The organism is Mesorhizobium sp. SP-1A, assembly GCF_032460275.1.
In the GTDB taxonomy this organism is placed as follows: Bacteria; Pseudomonadota; Alphaproteobacteria; order Rhizobiales; family Rhizobiaceae; genus Mesorhizobium.
In genome coordinates this window covers 163,284-179,780 of sequence record NZ_JAVXZD010000004.1, presented here as the reverse complement: position 1 = coordinate 179,780, position 16,497 = coordinate 163,284, and the positions used below count along the sequence as shown (strand labels likewise).

20 protein-coding genes are annotated in these 16,497 nt (G+C 61.9%); 17 read left to right on the top strand and 3 right to left on the bottom strand.

Annotated features, from left to right (window positions below; translation table 11 throughout):
- The first annotated feature begins 2 nt into the window (after positions 1 to 2).
- The 8 genes from QU595_RS19215 (at position 3) to QU595_RS19180 (ending at position 6,972) form a co-directional block, all read left to right on the top strand.
- A complete protein-coding gene (locus QU595_RS19215) occupies positions 3 to 1,175 on the top strand; it encodes a Gfo/Idh/MocA family oxidoreductase (RefSeq protein WP_315924861.1) in 1,173 nt (390 codons plus the stop codon).
- Entirely contained in the window at positions 1,175 to 2,704 is a 1,530-nt protein-coding gene (locus QU595_RS19210) for a sugar ABC transporter ATP-binding protein (RefSeq protein ID WP_315924859.1), read from the top strand. Before QU595_RS19215 ends, QU595_RS19210 begins: the two co-directional genes overlap by 1 nt.
- Positions 2,705 to 2,713: 9 nt before the next feature.
- Entirely contained in the window at positions 2,714 to 3,715 is a 1,002-nt protein-coding gene (locus tag QU595_RS19205) for an ABC transporter permease (RefSeq protein WP_315924857.1), read from the top strand.
- Between the two features lie 68 nt (positions 3,716 to 3,783).
- Positions 3,784 to 4,734 (top strand): substrate-binding domain-containing protein, encoded by a 951-nt coding sequence (locus QU595_RS19200; protein ID WP_315924855.1) that lies wholly within the window; start codon positions 3,784 to 3,786, stop codon positions 4,732 to 4,734.
- Between the two features lie 294 nt (positions 4,735 to 5,028).
- Complete coding sequence (locus tag QU595_RS19195) at positions 5,029 to 5,307, top strand: hypothetical protein (protein WP_315924853.1); 279 nt, start codon at positions 5,029 to 5,031, stop codon at positions 5,305 to 5,307.
- Positions 5,294 to 6,475, top strand: coding sequence for a hypothetical protein (locus QU595_RS19190; protein ID WP_315924851.1), 1,182 nt, complete (start codon positions 5,294 to 5,296; stop codon positions 6,473 to 6,475). The genes QU595_RS19195 and QU595_RS19190 overlap by 14 nt, the downstream gene beginning before the upstream one ends.
- Positions 6,472 to 6,732 (top strand): hypothetical protein, encoded by a 261-nt coding sequence (locus QU595_RS19185; protein WP_315924849.1) that lies wholly within the window; start codon positions 6,472 to 6,474, stop codon positions 6,730 to 6,732. Before QU595_RS19190 ends, QU595_RS19185 begins: the two co-directional genes overlap by 4 nt.
- A 78-nt stretch (positions 6,733 to 6,810) precedes the next feature.
- Positions 6,811 to 6,972: a hypothetical protein gene (locus tag QU595_RS19180; protein WP_315924847.1), complete on the top strand. Its 162-nt coding sequence runs from the start codon at positions 6,811 to 6,813 to the stop codon at positions 6,970 to 6,972.
- 141 nt (positions 6,973 to 7,113) lie between these two features.
- On the opposite strand, the gene QU595_RS19175 is transcribed toward QU595_RS19180, so the two are convergent.
- Positions 7,114 to 7,482, bottom strand: a complete 369-nt coding sequence (locus QU595_RS19175) for a hypothetical protein (protein WP_315924845.1) — start codon at positions 7,480 to 7,482, stop codon at positions 7,114 to 7,116.
- 138 nt (positions 7,483 to 7,620) lie between these two features.
- On the opposite strand from QU595_RS19175, the gene QU595_RS19170 reads away from it, so the two are divergent.
- The 5 genes from QU595_RS19170 to QU595_RS19150 all read left to right on the top strand — a co-directional run bounded on the left by QU595_RS19170 (position 7,621) and on the right by QU595_RS19150 (position 11,722).
- Positions 7,621 to 7,857 carry a hypothetical protein gene (locus QU595_RS19170; RefSeq protein ID WP_315924843.1) on the top strand — a complete coding sequence of 79 codons (237 nt, stop codon included), beginning with the start codon at positions 7,621 to 7,623 and terminating at the stop codon, positions 7,855 to 7,857.
- A gap of 562 nt (positions 7,858 to 8,419) precedes the next feature.
- Positions 8,420 to 9,625, top strand: coding sequence for a hypothetical protein (locus tag QU595_RS19165; protein WP_315924841.1), 1,206 nt, complete (start codon positions 8,420 to 8,422; stop codon positions 9,623 to 9,625).
- Between the two features lie 300 nt (positions 9,626 to 9,925).
- On the top strand, positions 9,926 to 10,459 hold the full coding sequence (locus QU595_RS19160; RefSeq protein ID WP_315924839.1) for a hypothetical protein: 534 nt from the start codon (positions 9,926 to 9,928) through the stop codon (positions 10,457 to 10,459).
- A 1-nt stretch (position 10,460) separates the two neighbouring features.
- Positions 10,461 to 11,045 carry a hypothetical protein gene (locus QU595_RS19155; protein ID WP_315924838.1) on the top strand — a complete coding sequence of 195 codons (585 nt, stop codon included), beginning with the start codon at positions 10,461 to 10,463 and terminating at the stop codon, positions 11,043 to 11,045.
- Between the two features lie 161 nt (positions 11,046 to 11,206).
- The gene (locus QU595_RS19150) at positions 11,207 to 11,722 is read left to right on the top strand and encodes an HK97 family phage prohead protease (protein ID WP_315924837.1); all 516 of its coding nucleotides are present in this window, start codon (positions 11,207 to 11,209) and stop codon (positions 11,720 to 11,722) included.
- A gap of 272 nt (positions 11,723 to 11,994) precedes the next feature.
- On the opposite strand, the gene QU595_RS19145 is transcribed toward QU595_RS19150, so the two are convergent.
- On the bottom strand, positions 11,995 to 12,138 hold the full coding sequence (locus tag QU595_RS19145; protein WP_315924835.1) for a hypothetical protein: 144 nt from the start codon (positions 12,136 to 12,138) through the stop codon (positions 11,995 to 11,997).
- A gap of 77 nt (positions 12,139 to 12,215) precedes the next feature.
- Between QU595_RS19145 and QU595_RS19140 the strand changes: the two genes are divergently transcribed.
- Genes QU595_RS19140 through QU595_RS19125 form a run of 4 tightly spaced genes read left to right on the top strand, consistent with a single transcriptional unit; the run spans position 12,216 to position 15,394 of the window.
- The gene (locus QU595_RS19140) at positions 12,216 to 12,734 is read left to right on the top strand and encodes an HK97-gp10 family putative phage morphogenesis protein (protein ID WP_315924834.1); all 519 of its coding nucleotides are present in this window, start codon (positions 12,216 to 12,218) and stop codon (positions 12,732 to 12,734) included.
- Positions 12,731 to 13,060 carry a hypothetical protein gene (locus tag QU595_RS19135; RefSeq protein WP_315924832.1) on the top strand — a complete coding sequence of 110 codons (330 nt, stop codon included), beginning with the start codon at positions 12,731 to 12,733 and terminating at the stop codon, positions 13,058 to 13,060. Before QU595_RS19140 ends, QU595_RS19135 begins: the two co-directional genes overlap by 4 nt.
- Positions 13,050 to 14,717: a tape measure protein gene (locus QU595_RS19130; protein WP_315924830.1), complete on the top strand. Its 1,668-nt coding sequence runs from the start codon at positions 13,050 to 13,052 to the stop codon at positions 14,715 to 14,717. Before QU595_RS19135 ends, QU595_RS19130 begins: the two co-directional genes overlap by 11 nt.
- Complete coding sequence (locus tag QU595_RS19125) at positions 14,714 to 15,394, top strand: hypothetical protein (protein WP_315924827.1); 681 nt, start codon at positions 14,714 to 14,716, stop codon at positions 15,392 to 15,394. Before QU595_RS19130 ends, QU595_RS19125 begins: the two co-directional genes overlap by 4 nt.
- Here the strand turns inward: QU595_RS19125 and QU595_RS19120 are convergent.
- Entirely contained in the window at positions 15,379 to 16,425 is a 1,047-nt protein-coding gene (locus QU595_RS19120) for a type I restriction enzyme HsdR N-terminal domain-containing protein (RefSeq protein ID WP_315924825.1), read from the bottom strand. The genes QU595_RS19125 and QU595_RS19120 overlap by 16 nt on opposite strands.
- Positions 16,426 to 16,497: the final 72 nt, after the last annotated feature.

The window sequence follows — 16,497 nt, the reverse complement described above, 5'->3', positions numbered from 1 at the left end:
CCATGGCGATCGAAGGCAGCAGGCAGGAAAACAGCGCCGGACGCATCCGGCTCGGCATGGTGGGCGGCGGCCAGGGCGCCTTTATTGGCGCGGTGCACCGCATCGCCGCGCGTATCGACGACCAGTTCGATCTGGTGGCCGGCGCGCTCTCGTCCGACGCCGCGCGCGCCAAGGCTTCGGCGGCCGAGATCGGCATCGCGCCGGATCGCTCCTATGGCTCCTATGAGGAGATGGCCAAGGCCGAGGCCGCGCGGCCCGACGGCATAGAGGCGGTCTCCATCGTCACGCCGAACAACGTGCACGCGCCCGCCGCCAGGGCGTTCCTGAATGCCGGCATCCACGTCATCTGCGACAAGCCCATGACCACCACCGTCGCCGAGGCGCAGGAACTGGTCGATCTGGTGAAGAAGACCGGCAAGGTGTTCGTGCTGACCCACAACTACACCGGCTATCCGATGATCCGGCAGGCGCGCGCCATGGTCGCTGCCGGCGAGCTCGGCGACATCCGCCTGGTGCAGGCGGAATATCCGCAGGACTGGCTGACCGAGCGCGCCGAGCTTTCCGGTTCCAAGCAGGCCGAATGGCGTACCGATCCCAAGCGTTCCGGCGCTGGCGGGTCGGTCGGCGACATCGGCACCCATGCCTACAACCTCGCCTCTTTCGTCACCGGTCTGGAGACCGACGAATTGCTAGCGCAACTCACCACCTTCGTGCCCGGCCGCCTGCTGGACGACGACGTGCAGATCCTGCTGCGCTACAAGGGCGGCGCGCGCGGCATGCTGTGGGCGAGCCAGGTCGCTGTCGGCAACGAGAACGGGCTGAAACTGCGCGTCTACGGCACCAAGGGCGGGCTGGAATGGACGCAGGCCGACCCGAACTATCTTTGGTTCACCCGCTTCGGCGAGCCAAAGCAACTGCTCACCCGCGCAGGCGCCGGCGCGTGGCCCGAGGCCGCGCGCGTCAGCCGCGTGCCGGGCGGCCATCCGGAAGGCTATCTGGAAGGCTTCGCCACCATCTACGCCGAAGCGGCACGCGCCATCCGCGCCGCGCGCGACGGCAACAAGCCGGAAGCCGGGGTGATCTACCCCACCGTCGAGGACGGGCTAGCCGGCATGCGCTTCATCGAAGCCGCCGTGGCCTCCTCCCGGGCCGGCAACGTCTGGACCAAGGTGTGATGAGCGACCCCGCCTCCCCTTCCGCATCCGGCGCGCCGCTGCTCGAAGCGGTCGGTCTTTCGAAATCATTCGGCCCGGTCGAGGTGCTGAAGGAGATCAATCTCGACCTGCGGCCGGGCGAGGTGCATGCCATCATCGGCGAGAACGGGGCGGGCAAATCCACGCTGATGAAGCTTTTGGCCGGGCACCTCCAGCCAAGCCGCGGCGAATTGCGCATCGACGGCGAAGCCGTGACGCTGACCGGCCCGGTCGATGCGGAGCGGCGCGGTATCGTGCTGGTGCATCAGGAAATCCTGCTGGCGCCTGACCTGACGGTTGCGCAGAACGTCTATCTCGGCCGCGAACTCGGCAACGGCCTGACCATGGACGACCGCACCATGAACGAAGGCGCGCGCCGGGCCGTGCGCGGCCTTGGCGCCGACATCGACCCGAAGGCAATAGTCGGGCAGCTCTCCATCGCCCAGCGGCAGCTCGTCCAGATCGCGCGCGTGCTTTTGGTGCCGCATCGCGTGGTGATCTTCGACGAACCGACCGCCTCGCTGACGCCGGTCGAAACGGAGGCGCTGCTGAAGGTCATCGCCGACGTGCGCGCCAAGGGCGCCGGGGTGCTCTACATCTCGCACCGCCTGCAGGAGGTGAAGGAGATCGCAGACAGGGTGACGGTGCTGCGCGACGGCAGGCTCGTGACAACGCGCCAGGCATCCGAATTGCAGCCGGTCGACATGGCCAAGCTCATGGTGGGCCGCGACGTGGCCAAGCTCTATCCGGACCATCAGGCCGCCTCTGCTCGCGAAACCGTGCTCGATGTCGAGGACTTTTCCGTACCGGGCTTCGCCCGGCACGCCTCCTTCAGGCTCGGCAAGGGCGAGATCCTCGGCTTCGCCGGTCTTGTCGGCGCCGGGCGCACCGAGCTGATGGAAGGCGTCGTCGGCCTGCGGCCGGGGCACGGCACGGTGCGGCTCAACGGCCAGCCCATGCATTTCGGCAATGTCGCCGCCAGCCTCAAGGCCGGCATCGTCTATCTCAGCGAAGACCGCAAGGGAAAGGGCCTGCTGCTGGCCAAGGACCTGCGCACCAACCTGACGCTGGCCTCGCTTGCCCGCTTTGTGCGCAGCCTCCAGATCGACCGCGCCAAGGAAGCATCGGCACTCGACAAGGCCATAGCCGAATTCGATATCCGCGCCGGCCGCAAGGACATGCTGGCCGGACAGCTCTCCGGCGGCAACCAGCAGAAGCTGCTGTTGGCCAAGATGATGATGCTCGATCCCCGTATCGTCATCATCGACGAGCCCACCAGGGGCATCGACATCGGCACCAAGGAACAGATCTATAAATTCATCGCCCAGCTTGCCGAGGAAGGGCGCTCGATCATCGTCGTCTCCTCCGAGATGCCGGAACTCATCGGCATCTGCGACCGCATCGTGGTGATGCGCTCGGGAAGCATCGTCGGCGAGGTGGCGGGCGCCGACATGACCGAAGACAGGATCGTCGTCCTCGCCACGGGCGTCAAAACCGGAGAGGCCGCTTAGAGCAGCACCATGACCGACCTCGCAGCAGACAAACCGAAACCCGTGGTGCCCAAACGCAGCATCGACCTGACGGCCGTGGCGCCCTTCGTGGCGCTGGCGCTGCTTCTGGTGCTGGGCGCCTTCGCCAACCCCAACTTCATCTCGATCGACAATCTGCTCAACGTCATCACCCGCAGCGCCTTCATCGCCATCATCGCGGTAGGCGCCACCTTCGTGATCTCGGCGGGCGGGCTGGACCTTTCGGTCGGTTCCATGGTGGCGTTCGTCGCCAGCCTGACGATCATGTTCCTGAACAGCGGCGTCATCACCGGGCCGGGCACCATGCTGGCCGCCGCGGTCGTCGTAGCCATATTGCTGGGCGCCGCCTGCGGCCTCGCCAACGGCCTGATCACGACCATAGGCAGGATAGAGCCCTTCATCGCCACGCTGGGCACGATGGGCATATTCCGGGGCCTGACCACCTGGCTGTCGCAGGGCGGCGCCATCACGCTGCGCTCTCCGGAGGTGCAGGCGCTCTACCGTCCCGCCTATTTCGGCTCGGTGCTGGGCGTGCCGGTTCCCATCCTCATCATCCTGGCCACGGCAGCGCTCGGCGCCTTCGTGCTCTACCGCACGCGCTACGGCCGCCATGTGCTGGCCGTCGGCTCCAACGAGGACGTGGCGCGCTATTCCGGCATACCTGTGGCGCGAGTGCGCACCATCACCTATGTCGTCCAGGGGCTGTGCGTGGCCGTTGCCTGCCTGCTCTACATCCCGCGCCTCGGCTCTACCTCGGCCACCACCGGCCTGATGTGGGAATTGCAGGCCATCACCGCCGTCGTGGTCGGCGGCACCGCGCTGCGCGGCGGCGTGGGGCGCATCTGGGGCACGATCTGCGGCGCCTTCATCCTCGAGATCGTCGGCAACATCATGCTGCTGTCGAACTTCGTCAGCGAATACCTCATCGGCGCGATCCAGGGAGCGATCATCATCATCGCCATGCTGGTGCAAAGATCGCTGAGGAGGACCTAGCGAATCGGCCGGGCCAGCGGGGCACCCGGCCTTCACCCACCAGACCCCTGTTATTATTGGAGGAGAGCATGCGCAAACGACTATTGGGCCTAGCCGCCGTCGCCATGGCGGCGCTGATGAGCGTGTCCCACGCCCAGGACAAGAAGGTGACCATCGGCGTGTCCATTCCGGCCGCCGACCACGGCTGGACGGCCGGCATCGTCTTCCACGCCGAACGCGTGGCCAAGCTGCTGATGGCCGAGCATCCCGGCCTCAACGTCATCGTCAAGACCTCACCGGACGCAGCCTCGCAGGCCAATGCCGTGCAGGACCTCGCCGTGCAGGGCATCGACGCGCTGGTCATTCTGCCGTCGGATCCCGACCCGCTGGTCAACGCCATCAAGGAGGTCAAGGACAAGGGCTCGTTCGTCACGCTGGTCGATCGCGCGCCGTCGAACAACGACAATTCCGTGCGTGACCTCTACGTCGCCGGCAACAACCCCGCGCTTGGCGAAGTCGCTGGCCAGTACATCAAGGAGCACACGCCCGACGCCCAGGTGGTGGTCATCCGCGGCCTGCCGATCCCGATCGACCAGCAGCGCCAGGACGGCTTCGACAAGGGCATCGCCGGCTCGAACGTCAAGGTTCTCGACCGTCAGTTCGGCAACTGGAACCGCGACGACGCCTTCAAGGTCATGCAGGACTTCCTGACCAAGCACCCGAAGATCGACGTGGTCTGGTGCCAGGACGACGACATGGCCGTCGGCGTGCTGCAGGCCATCGAGCAGGCCAAGCGCACCGACATCCAGTATGTCATCGCCGGCGCCGGCTCCAAGGACATGGTCAAGAAGGTGATGGACGGCGACAAGCTGGTCCCGGTCGACGTGCTCTACCCGCCGGCAATGATCGGCACGGCGATGGAACTCACCGCCGCCAATTTCTACGACCAGGTCCCGGTGCGCGGCTCCTTCATCCTCGACGCCACGCTGGTGACGAAGGACAACGCCAAGGAATTTTATTTCCCGGATTCGCCGTTCTGATTTTTCGGGCCTTCGCCGAACGATCGAAAATAAACGATCGCCCAAGACAAACCCCGCCTCTCCGGCGGGGTTTTGCTTTGCCGGTTCCCGCCGTTTCTGCTGCTTCCGATCATCGCCGGGAACGACATGAGGCGCTGGTGCGCTATGATTGGCGGAAGCGGTCGTCGCCGCGCTGGACAACTATGTGGTAACTCGAAGCTCTGGAGAGATTGGTACGCCCAAGGGGACAATCATAAGCAAGTAAAAACAATAGGGTAGGGCGCAAATCGCCTAACCTTCGTACCATTGTTTCTTATGGCGTTTTTCCGAGAACGCCTAACCCAACATTGCACGGAGATCGCCTTGCAAATCATTTCGTACCGACCGGAGCAATCCGGCGGCGGCGCGATAGCGCGTGTCGACATCGAGGTCGACGGCATCCGCCTTAACAACCTGATCCTGAAACAAACCAAGGCCGGCCTTCGGGTTTTCGGCCCGAACGTTTTTGGGCGCGCCGCCGTGACGTTCCAGCCCGACGCAGCTTTGGCGGTGATTGCCGCCATTCAAGGAGCGACCGCCAATGGCAGAGACTAAAGAACCGCGCACCGCAAAGCCGGGCACGCTGCTAGCGCAGTGGTGGACGCTGGGCGCAATCCTGTCTGACCGTCGCACAACCGGCCGTCATGCTGCCGTGGCCTGGGTAATCATCGACAGGTTTATGCAGAAGCATGGCGGCGGCCGCGCCAGCATCCGCTATATCGAGAAAGCGGCCAGCTTGTCGCAGCATACGGTCATCAAGGCTTGCCGGGAATTGGTGGAATGGGGCTTCTTCAGCCTGCATCCCGGCATAGGAACCCGCCCCGCCGAGTACACCCCAAATTGGCTAGTGCTGCACCCATCTACAGCGCTAGCTAGTGCTGTACCCTTGTGCAGCACTGGTGCTGAACCCTTGTGCAGCACTAGCGATCCTAGCGCTGAACCCGTGTGCAGCGAATCCTACTTACCGTGCCGGCTTACAAAGCCGGCAGACGGTAAGGTAGGAAATATAGATACCCTCGAACCCCCGGCTTCGGATGGCCTTACGGCCACCGCGCCGGGTTCGAGGGACCCGGAGAGCGCGTTCGATCGCTTCTGGATTGTATTTCCCCGCAAATATCAGAAGCCCAAGGCCAAGGCGGCATGGGATAAGCTTGCACCTTCGCCAGAGCTTGCCGAACGCATCATCCTAGAGGCTGGCCGGTGGGCGGAGCACTACCGCGAGCACCCCGTCGACAAGAAATGGATCCCTACGCCGGCAAATTGGCTGGCCGGCGAGCGGTACGACGAAGACCTGCCGGAAGTCTATGTCGACGCGAAAGAGGCGGCCATCGCCAAGAAGAGGGACAAGGCGCGGAAGGCGGATTCGGAATCCCATGTGACGGGCCGCCAGCAGCCAGAGGAGCGCCCCATGCGCGTCGTCGATATTGTCGATGTCGATTTCTACGAGGTTTCGACAACGCACTCGATTTTCACCTTTATGTTCGCCGAGCGGGGCGAAGCGGAACGATGGAGCCATGAAATTCATATCAACCATCCAGAGCAGGAAACGCAGATCGATGCGCAGAGAGAATTCAGCCGCATGCTCCGGGCACTGGGCGTCGAGAACGTCGAGAATGAGGAGCAACTGAAAGCCCTTTCCGGTCGACCGATCACCGTCATGCCGCGATACAAGGGCGGGCTGGACTACGCGCCGGCATCGGACGACCTCGCGGAGGCCGCATGATGGACGGAGAGGAAATGTATCACGCCTTCCTCGGCGCACTCACCGACCATGCCGCCAAGCTGGCCGAAGACGCGCGGCGCGTCGGGGCGCTGATGCCGATCGAGCCGTTCGACGCGGAGACGGTCGATGACGAGCGGGTGCGCGTCGTTGGGGTTGTGACAAACCCCGGTTCCGATTGCCTGGATTTCGTTGTCCTGAAGACGCTGGAAGGCGGTGAAGTAATCCCGACGACGGAAGGGAGTGTCTGGCCGGTGTAGCGGTTCAACGGCCGGCACGTTAAAATTTGCGCGCCGGCATTCGGTTGCCGGTGCGTTCTCATCAGAAAGGATCAGACCTTGACCTCCACCACCGCAGAACCGACCGACCTGACCGGCCAACCCGCTAAGCATAACGGCGCATTGCGCGGCAGGCGCATTAGCTGGGCTGAGCTTTATCGAGAGCGGCCCGATCTCAAGCCGGACAATCAGAACGACACAGATCAGCGGGAGGTGGCTTGACGTCTGCGCGCTCCCACCTGCAGACGGTTAGCGGGCGACGGTGCCGGCAGCAACTGTCGCGTCTGGTTCTCGGCGGCGACGCCGACCGCGACACGGTAGGCCGCATAGCCGGAGACGGCCATCAGGATTAGCCGCAACATGTTATCGCTCCCACCATCGGGCGTTACGGCTTTCGTGCTGGCCGAGCATCACGCCGACCGCCAAGCCAAGCATACCACCTAGCAGAAGCGCACCGCTATGCGTGCCGGGATTCTCGCGCACCGTGTCGGAAACGGTTTGCGCCTGCGCCTTCAGCGTCTCGGTGGTTCGCGCTGCCCGATCGGCAGCGTTATCGTACCAGCCGCTTGCCTCTTCGCCGACTTCCTCAGACCGGCCGGCCATTTGGTTCGTCATCCGGGTTAGCTGCCGCTTCAGACTTGCGATTTCCTTTCGCAATGCCGCTTCGGTGTCATCGGTTAATTTCCGGGCGGCGTCTGCGACGCGCGTTGTGTTGGTGTCTTCGTCGGCCATGTCAGCGATCCTTGTTGGCGTCAGCACAACGCCGCCGCCGTCGAAGCGTTCCGCCGCCCCCCCCCCGGGGGGCGCCTCAGAAGTGCTGGCGCTTCCCCTGCGGACCGGCCCGTCTAGCCACGATTTTACGAGGGCAAAATGGAAACCAAAAAGTCAGAAAATCAAAAGGGCGGGCGACGCCCTGGCGCCGGCAGGCCGAAAGGCTCATTGAGCGCGGCCGGCAAAGTGCGACGTATGATCTGGGCGCGCCCGAAAGACTTGTCGCTCGTCGAGTTCGGATTGTCGATTATCAACGATCCCGATCAACCTGCCGACATTCGGGCGGCAATGGCCAGGCAGCCGTTCCTGTCTGGCCGGGCACATGGGGCGATTTGAAGTCCAACAGCCCACACCAGCCCAAACCCGCTGTGTTCTCACGCAGAACTAAAACGAATCTTTTGAATTCTCGAAATCAGAAATCCCCGTTATCCGCATGCGTGACACACAATATGTTGGGGTCACAAATTCGATAAAAACGAATCCTTGACGGTTTCGAGGGAGTCGCCTTTTTATAGGTCATGCGTCCCTTGCGTGGACGGAACCCCCTTCAAAATCTCCAATCGGAAAGCGTGCGTTTTCACGCATTTCTGCCCGTTCTCCGTGGCGGCTGGGGAAATCCACCTGAAAACACTATATTGGATAGGAGGCGAGCAAAAACGATGCGCATCAACCGGGTTGCCCGGTGCGCCGACTGGAATAAATCAGCCGATAACACTATATTTAGTGTTTACGGATAGTTCCGACACTAGATGATATAGGTTGACGTCTCATTGAGGCGCCAACTGGCAGCGTGACACCTGCCTATACCCGCCACGGAGGGTGGCGGTTTCGGGACGCGGCCATGGCCGCAAAACCAACTATGGCTGCGGGGTGCGGCCAATCTGGGGAACTTCAAAAAATGACCACCACAGAACAGCCGGCACCGTCCGGCTCGATTATGCTTTATGTTCACGGCACCGGCTATGTGAATGCTCGCTCGGCCGCCGCGCTCGGCATGAAAGGCCAAGAAGCTTACGATCTTCCAGAACCGCCGGAGACGGCCACCAGGCCAATGAAGCGACCCGCGCGGAAGGCGGACAACGACAACACGCCTGTATTCACGGCGGCCTATCGTGCGCGCCAGATCGCGGCGGACAACGACAACAACGTTATGGACGACATCGACCGGCCGAGCCGCGAAGACCGCGACGACAAGCCGGCCGGGGCGTCCAACCAGACCGCCGCAGAACGGGCCGCAGGGCGCGCCAGGGCGGCGTTGCGCAATCTGGAGGATACCGCAGCCATCGCAACCCACAACGCCGCCGCGCGCCGCCGTCCTGGTCGCAAATGGGACGGCAGCGCAAACAACAACGCGCTGGCCTGGCCGCTGCTGGAGTCCCTCCGGCGAGACGGTCGCGGAGACGATATCGCTGTAGTTCTCCGATACCGGCGGCTCGTAACTGCTGCCGAGGCATCGCCGTATGGTCGAGACGCGGGCGGCGGCGATGAGCAAGGCGTCGAGGTTGCGGCGCGCACACTCAAGATGCGCGGAGCGGAAGCCATTGACGAGGCGGCTAAGTCAGGTTGGACGAAGAGTGCCGAGAGCGGGAAAGTATCCTACCGCGAAACGCGACAAGCGGCCAAAGGCGGAGAAGGTGTAGGGCAACACCGTCAGATCGCGACCGACGAGAAATACGCCATCGTCCCGATGAAGTTTCATGCGCGTGCCTTCGACGCACTAGACCGACTCGACGCCAAGTTTCCGCTGCTGGTCGCGCGGCTTGCGGTTATCGAGACTGGCATCCAGTTCGGGGAGCGTAGGCTGCTGGATGTTTTTGAGAGTGCCGTTGATGGTGACGACCTGACCACCATAGGCGGCCGTCTTGGCTACAAGTTCGGCGCTCGGAGCCGGGAGGCAAAGATAATGATCTACGCAGCCATTGACGCGTTGCGCTGCGAGTTCCGGCTGGTAGACGAATTCCAGAAAGCAAGGGAGCGGCGCTGCGAAACCCGCGCCGAGGCACGGAGGGCTGATCTGGCGGCCAGTGCCCTGCCGTTGCCCCGATGGTTGCAGCCGAAGCCGCGACGGCGGATTTACCCGCTGTGGCGCAAGATGGCTGCATAATATTAAGTGACTGATATTACGGCGATAATAGCCCATTTTCGCCGCCAAGGTATAAGATAGGAAGTAAGCTCCTCCATTTCCGCGCCGCCCCCAGCGGCGCGCGCCCGCCGTCGCCCCTTCACGGCGACGGGCATCCCGTCTTTCGGCCAGTAGCCGAGGCGGGACCAATTGAGCGCCCTTCGGGCGTCAACACCTTTCCGCGAGGTCTAGCCGCGGCGCCGCCGGTCGTAAGGGCCGGCGGTTTCTTTTTGCACTCAACATTCGCATTTCGCGCATTTTTCCAACGAAAGGAGCCACTACATGGCCACCCTCGCCGCGACCGCCGCGGTCCTAGAAACCTACGGCGGCTTTCCGGCCGCGCGCACGCGCACCGTCGCGCGCCGCCTTCTCGAAGACAATTTGCTTACACCCGGTGCACCCGGCGTCGCCGTCGCGATCAACGAGTCGGACTTCGCGCTGCTTCTGCTTGCCATAGCGTCGGGCGCGCCGCTCTCAAAGGTCACAAAGGCAACAACCGAACTGGCCAGCACGACGCCGAACGGCGTCGGCGTGTCGGTGATGCCGGAGGCAATTCGGCCGACCAGGCGAACGGCCTTCGATGTCCTGCACGACATCATCTGGAATACTGCTTACGGCGATGGCCAGTCGAAGTTCGACGTCGAGGTGGTCGCGACCTGGCCGGAGGTTGCCTTTCACGCAGCGGACGGCGTAGCGCGCTTTTTGCCGCCCGGTTCGCTCGCGGGTCATTGGCAGTCGGCCAAGCAACGCCGGGCGACTGTAATTCCATACGCGGCCCTGTTCCTGGCCGCGCGCAATCTTTTCGGAGAAAATTGATATGGCACTTTTGAAGAAAGTCGCTGCTGCGGCCGAAGAATTCCGCGTTCCTTCCCTGGAAGAGTCGAGCGCCGTTTACGCCGGCCTGCTCGATAAGCGTCGGGAACTTGACCAGCTACGCTCCGGCCTGGAGCGCGAGCGGTCGGATTTGATCCAGCAGATCGAGGCCGACACACGTACCGCATCCACCGTGCGCGTTGCCGAATTGCTGGGCGATGAGGGCGATGGCTTTTCAAAATCGCACGCCCGCGCTCGCGTTGCCGAAATCACGCGTCAGCTTGGTGACATCGAGCAGGCGCACGGTGTTATCCGAGAGCGCCTACGGAGTGAACGAACGACGGCAAGCGTCACCATTTGCGAGGCTGTACGGCCTGAATATGCGAAACGCGTTGCCGCAATTTGCAAGGCGCTGGAAGCGGTGAACGCGGCGCACCGGGAATATGAACAACTGAGGAACGATCTGGAGGCCGAAGATATCGCCTGGACCCAGCTTGTGCCGATGCCTCCGCGCTTCCTCGGCGACGTCCGCGACGGGCACGTTCAACGATATCTTCGTGAGGCAAAGGAGGCCCGCTACTATGCTTGAGAGATCGACCGAACGCCGTGGCAAATCCAGTCGCCGCATTGTCATGCCGGGCGGCGAGGTTCGGTACGCCGACACTTCGCCGGAAGCCATTGCACGCGCTTTGCGTGCCAAGTCAAAGCTCGGAATGCGCGAGGCTAGGCTGAAAGCTGCGGAGGCGACGGTTGGCAGATAATGTCATTTCCGGGTATGCGGCCCGCTTTGGGGACGAGACCGTTATTGCCGGCGAGTTCCGCGAGCGACTGGCACCCGGCGCATTTACCCGTACATTACGCGAGCGACCGGATGTCACCGCACTACTCGATCACGACTCCGGGCGTGTGCTCGGCCGCACGACCGCAGGAACGTTGACGCTTCGGCAAGATCGAATCGGTCTGTGGTTCTCGCTTGATGTCGACCCCACGACACCGGAAGGGCAAACCGCTCTCGGAACGGTCGGAAGACAGGACGTGAAGGGCTGCAGCTTCAGCTTCCGAGCGCAAGCCGAGACATGGCAGGACGGTGGCGAAAAGTTGCCGTTGCGCACACTTACAGACGTCGATCTGTTCGAGGTGACGCTGACCTACAACCCAGCATACCCGACAACTAGCGCTAGTCTCACCCACACCAACGCTTCAGCCGCCGCGCGCCGTGTCCGCATGAGGGCTGAGATGGAACAGAAGCTGCGCGGCATCGCATGACGGCGCGGCTTGCATTTGCAGCAGCCTGCGCCTTGGTACTCGCCTTGGCGCTGGCCAGGTAGGGGGCGGCTCTGATCCCTGGAGCCACGCCCGCGCCTAGCGGCGCCTGTCCCCTCGCAACAACGCAAATACAGTTTTCGCCTCGCGCGTGCGCGCGCAACGCGCGCGAGGCCGGGGGGGGGCGATCGTAGTCTCTCCCAGCGCCGAATCCAGAGGACCGGTCCGGCCCCAACGCGCGCATTTTTCCAATTGAAAATATGAGGGTCCGCGCCCTAGCGCCCCGTCGCTGCTGTCGTTGTCGGGTCGACGCCAACCGGCAAATTCGGATCACCAAACGCAACGATGGCCACGGCGATGCCGAGCGCCATCACTATCGGCCCGAACAGCAGCAATGCGGATTTTAGGTCGATGCCCATACGACCCCATACGGCGATGAATTTAATTAAATGCGAATGAACACAGTTAACCCGGCCCGAGGCCGGGAGGGAGACCCATGGCAACCGCATTGAAGATCGAAGGCCTCGCCGAGCTTCAGCGAGGTCTCGAACAATTCAAGAAATCCACTCAGCGCGGGATCCTCGAACGCGCCCTGAAGCGTGCCGCCAAACCCATTGTAGACGCCGCCAAGACGGCAGCGCCGGTTCGGACGGGCGCACTTCGAAAGAGTATTGGAATGGAAGTCATTCGGCACAACGCGGGCAAAGCCGCGTTCGCTGAAGCCATGCGCGGCGGCGCCAGCAAGGAAGAGGCCGCCATCGCGGCTCGTGGGGCCAATCGTGCCGCTGCCGGCCAAGGTGCCTCCGCAACCGTGCGCGTCCAAGCGACGGCCCCGCACGCGATCTTCGCTGAGTTTGGCACGCGCCATTCCGGCGCGCAGCCCTTCATGGGGCCGGCGTTACGGCAAGGCGAACGGAGCGTGCCGCGCGACATCGCCGCCGACCTGAAAATCGAAATGGAAAAATCAGCCAAGCGTATTGCAGCGCGCGCCGCAAAGAAAGGGATAGCCAAGTGAATCTATTATTCAATACCAACTCGATCTGTGCGGCCGAGGCAGCGCTCGGTCGGCCGTTTGTCGACATGATAGCGGAACTGGAATCCAGAAGCGGCCCGTCGCTTTCGACATTGCGCGCGCTACTGGCCGCGGGCGTCATGGCAGCACAATACCCGAAAATGCCGTACGCATTTATCGATGTCGAGCAGGCCGGCAGGCTGATCGACGAGCACGGTGTGCCTGCTGTTGGCGCAGAAGTAGGCAAGTCGCTGCGCGCTTATTTCGAAAACAAGACAGCCGGCGCGGAAATGGCGGACCTGGTTGAGGAGGTTGCCGATGGCAACTAGCCTTGGTGGTATCTATGTCGACTTGGGTCTGAATAGCGCCAATTTCCAAAAGGGCGTCGATCAGGTCAAAAGGCAAACTGCCGGCCTCGGCGCGAGCCTCCGCCGGTCACTTGGTGGCATTCAGCAGGAATTCAGCCTCGGCCTCGGCAAAGGCCTGCTTGGCGGTCTTGCGGCCGGGTTTTCGGCCGGTGCCGTGAAGAACCTGCTGGACAGCGCGACGCATATTAAAAATGCGCTGAAGGTTGCAGGGCTGGCTGGCGCCGAACTGGACAAGGTGTATCAGCGACTATTCGCGTCCGCACAGAAGAACTCGGCGCCGATCGAAGCGCTGGTCACGCTTTATGGCCGCGCCGCACAACAACAGAAGGACCTCGGCGTATCGTCTGAGCAGTTGCTCAAGTTTACCGACAATGTAGCTCTGGCGCTGCGTGTTGCCGGTACTAACGCCACTGAGGCGAGCGGCGCGCTGCTTCAGCTTGGCCAGGCGTTGGGTAGCGGCACCGTTCATGCTGAAGAATTCAACAGCATCCTCGAAGGCGCCCCCACCATTGCACAGGCCGCGGCGGCTGGCATCAAGGAGGCCGGCGGTAGTGTTGCCAAGCTGAAACAACTGGTTGTCGACGGCAAGCTTTCATCTAAGGCTTTTTTCGCTGGGTTCTCCGCGGGTGCCACGACCTTGGCCGATCGAGCGGCCGGAGCCGAGCAGACCGTTTCGGGGGCATTCGTCCGGTTGCAAAATGTCCTGGTTGACGTCGCCACCAGGTTCGACGATTCGACCGAGGCCACCAAGATGCTGACGCGGTTTTTGAACGGGCCGTTGACGGAGGCATTGCAGGAAATCGGCAGCGTCTTCTCCGGTGTCGGCGATGGGCCGATCGCCGGTTTTGTGGGCTGGATCAATAAGGCTACTGACGCTGTTCTCCAGGCCGCCGCGGATTTCGGACAGGCGACCGGCCTTGCCAAAGTGGGCGAGTCCTACGGCGCGAAGCCGTACATCGGTCCCGGCCGAATTCAGGAACGGATTGACGGTGCCTTCGCCGGTACAACGTATACCGTGCCGAAGGAAGGCCGCAGCGGCACTGAGATCACGGTCAAGAACGGCACCGTCACCAAGCCGATCACGCTCGACGACTATCCGGTAGCGGGCGGAAAGAAAGGCACGCGTCAGCGGCAGGATGACTACCAGCGCGAGATCCAGTCGATAAAAGAACGCACCGCCGCCATTCAGGCAGAGACGACCGCCATGGCAGGCATTAACCCGCTCGTCGACGACTATGGTTATGCCGTCGAGAAAGCCCGTGCCAAGCAGGAATTGCTGACCGCCGCGCAGAAGGCCGGAAAAGAAGTTACCCCGCAGCTTGCGGCCGAGATCGACAACGCTGCGGACGCATATGCGAGTGCCAGCGCTGAGGCTGACCGCCTTGCGGAATCGCAGGACAAAGTCCGACAGGCGGCTGAGGAAGCGAACGGAGCGGCGCGCGATTTCGCCGGCACATTCGTCGACGGACTGACCAGCGGGAAATCGGCTGCGGACGCGCTTGGCGATGCACTGAAGCGCCTGGCCGACAAGTTAATCAACCTGGGCCTGGATCGTCTTTTCGGCGTTAACGAATCCGGCGGCGCCATAGTGGGCGGAATTTATGGAGCGACGGCATGAGCGCGTTTATGGCGAAGGTGTACGACGACAGGATTGAGATGTTGTCGGACGGTGCCCAATACGACGAGAACACGGGAGCCTTGAAGTCGATCGAGCGGAAAGTATGGCATGCCGAACGCCTGCCGCTGGCCGTCACTGGCCGCGGTGCGTCCGGCAACGTTGAGTTCGTAGCGAAGCAGTTTACGCGCCGCGCCGATGAGGCGAGCAGCGTTGACGAGGCGCTGGAGGAAATCGAATTCCTGGCAAACTTCTACGCGGCAATCAACGCGCCGTGCCCGGCCTTCGAGCTACTCGTCGCCGCCATCTCGGAAACGGACGGGCCGCAGCTTCTGCACCTGGTTTCCGAGGATGTTTACGGCACGGGCCGCGAGCGGTATTCCATTGCCGCTTGCGAAGACCTGGTGGTGGCCGGCGCTTCTAGTGAAGCCGATTTTGATGGCTTCAACCTTCAAGACGGGTTGCGCGAGGCCGCGCTACCGATCTTCAACAATATGCGCCGCCACAAGCATGTGCCTCTGGGCGCCCCGGCTTGCCCTGCCATTCACGCGGTCGGCGGCCATATCGACCTGACGATCGTTCGGCGAGACGGCTGCACGGTGGAAAGGATCCATGTGTGGCCGGAGGATAAGGTGGGGGAGAAGATTGTGCCGGGCTTGAGGGCCTACGCGACTACGTAGGCCTTCGCAGTTTCCCTGATACGGTCTGCGTGCTCATATATTTCATCAAGACTGTCGACTTTTACCTTGTCTTCCTTCTCTCCGTCGAAAAGGCCAAGATATTTCACACTACGATTAAACCAGAGGCGGACCAATGGCTTTCGATTGTTGTTGTCGATAAGAATACCGCAATAGCTTTTTTGGTCTCTCATAACGACCCGTGCGGGCTTCAGAATATCCCGAACGATTGCTCTTACAATCATAAAGCCTTCACGTTCCTCCTCGGTGGTCACGACCTCTTCCGACTCAACGTCGTCGGCACCAATCTCCGACACCTCGGTTTCGGCCAAGGCGTTGGACAACCTGGATTGCACCGACTCTCGGACAATTTCGCGGAATGCCGCCTTCACCATGGGCGTGAACTGCTCCTTCACTTGAGCGGTAAATCGGCCCTGATAGAGATCACCCGTCACCATGCGGACAAAGTCCTCTGGCGGATTTTCCATCACACTGGCTATCTCTTTCTTGATCGCGGAGGTGTATTTGAGGCGGTGCGCCGACTGGAGGATACCGTCAACATTGAACTCGCCTTTGGCGAACTTCTTCAATTCCACCGTCAACTGACCTTGAAGATCAGATAGATCGAACGTGAGGAAGGGGCGCTCATCCAACTTGTTAGGAGCGACCAAGTCTGTGTGAAAATGAAATGTTCGACCGTTTGTTAGTATCGCGAACCTGGCATTTGTTACCGAGAAATAACGATATAATTGTGCCAGGTGCAACTTCTCCAAAATTGTAGAAATCGGCTTGCATTCAATGAGAATACGAATTTCGCCATCGATCTTAATGGCGTAATCAACCTTCTCGCCCTTCTTCCCAACTGCGTCTGCGCAGAATTCTGGAATGACCTCATCAGGATTAAAAACATCGTAGTCGAGCGCCGAAAGGAACGGCAGAACGATTGCCGTTTTGAGTGCCTCTTCGGTAAGCATCGCACTGGAATGAGTTCTTATGCGATCCGCCAATACACGAAGCTTTTCTTCGACGCTCATAGTGCCATCCCCATTTCATTCCACCACCAACATGCGTCCGTCAAATCAAAGACGTCAACGTCGGTGGCCAAA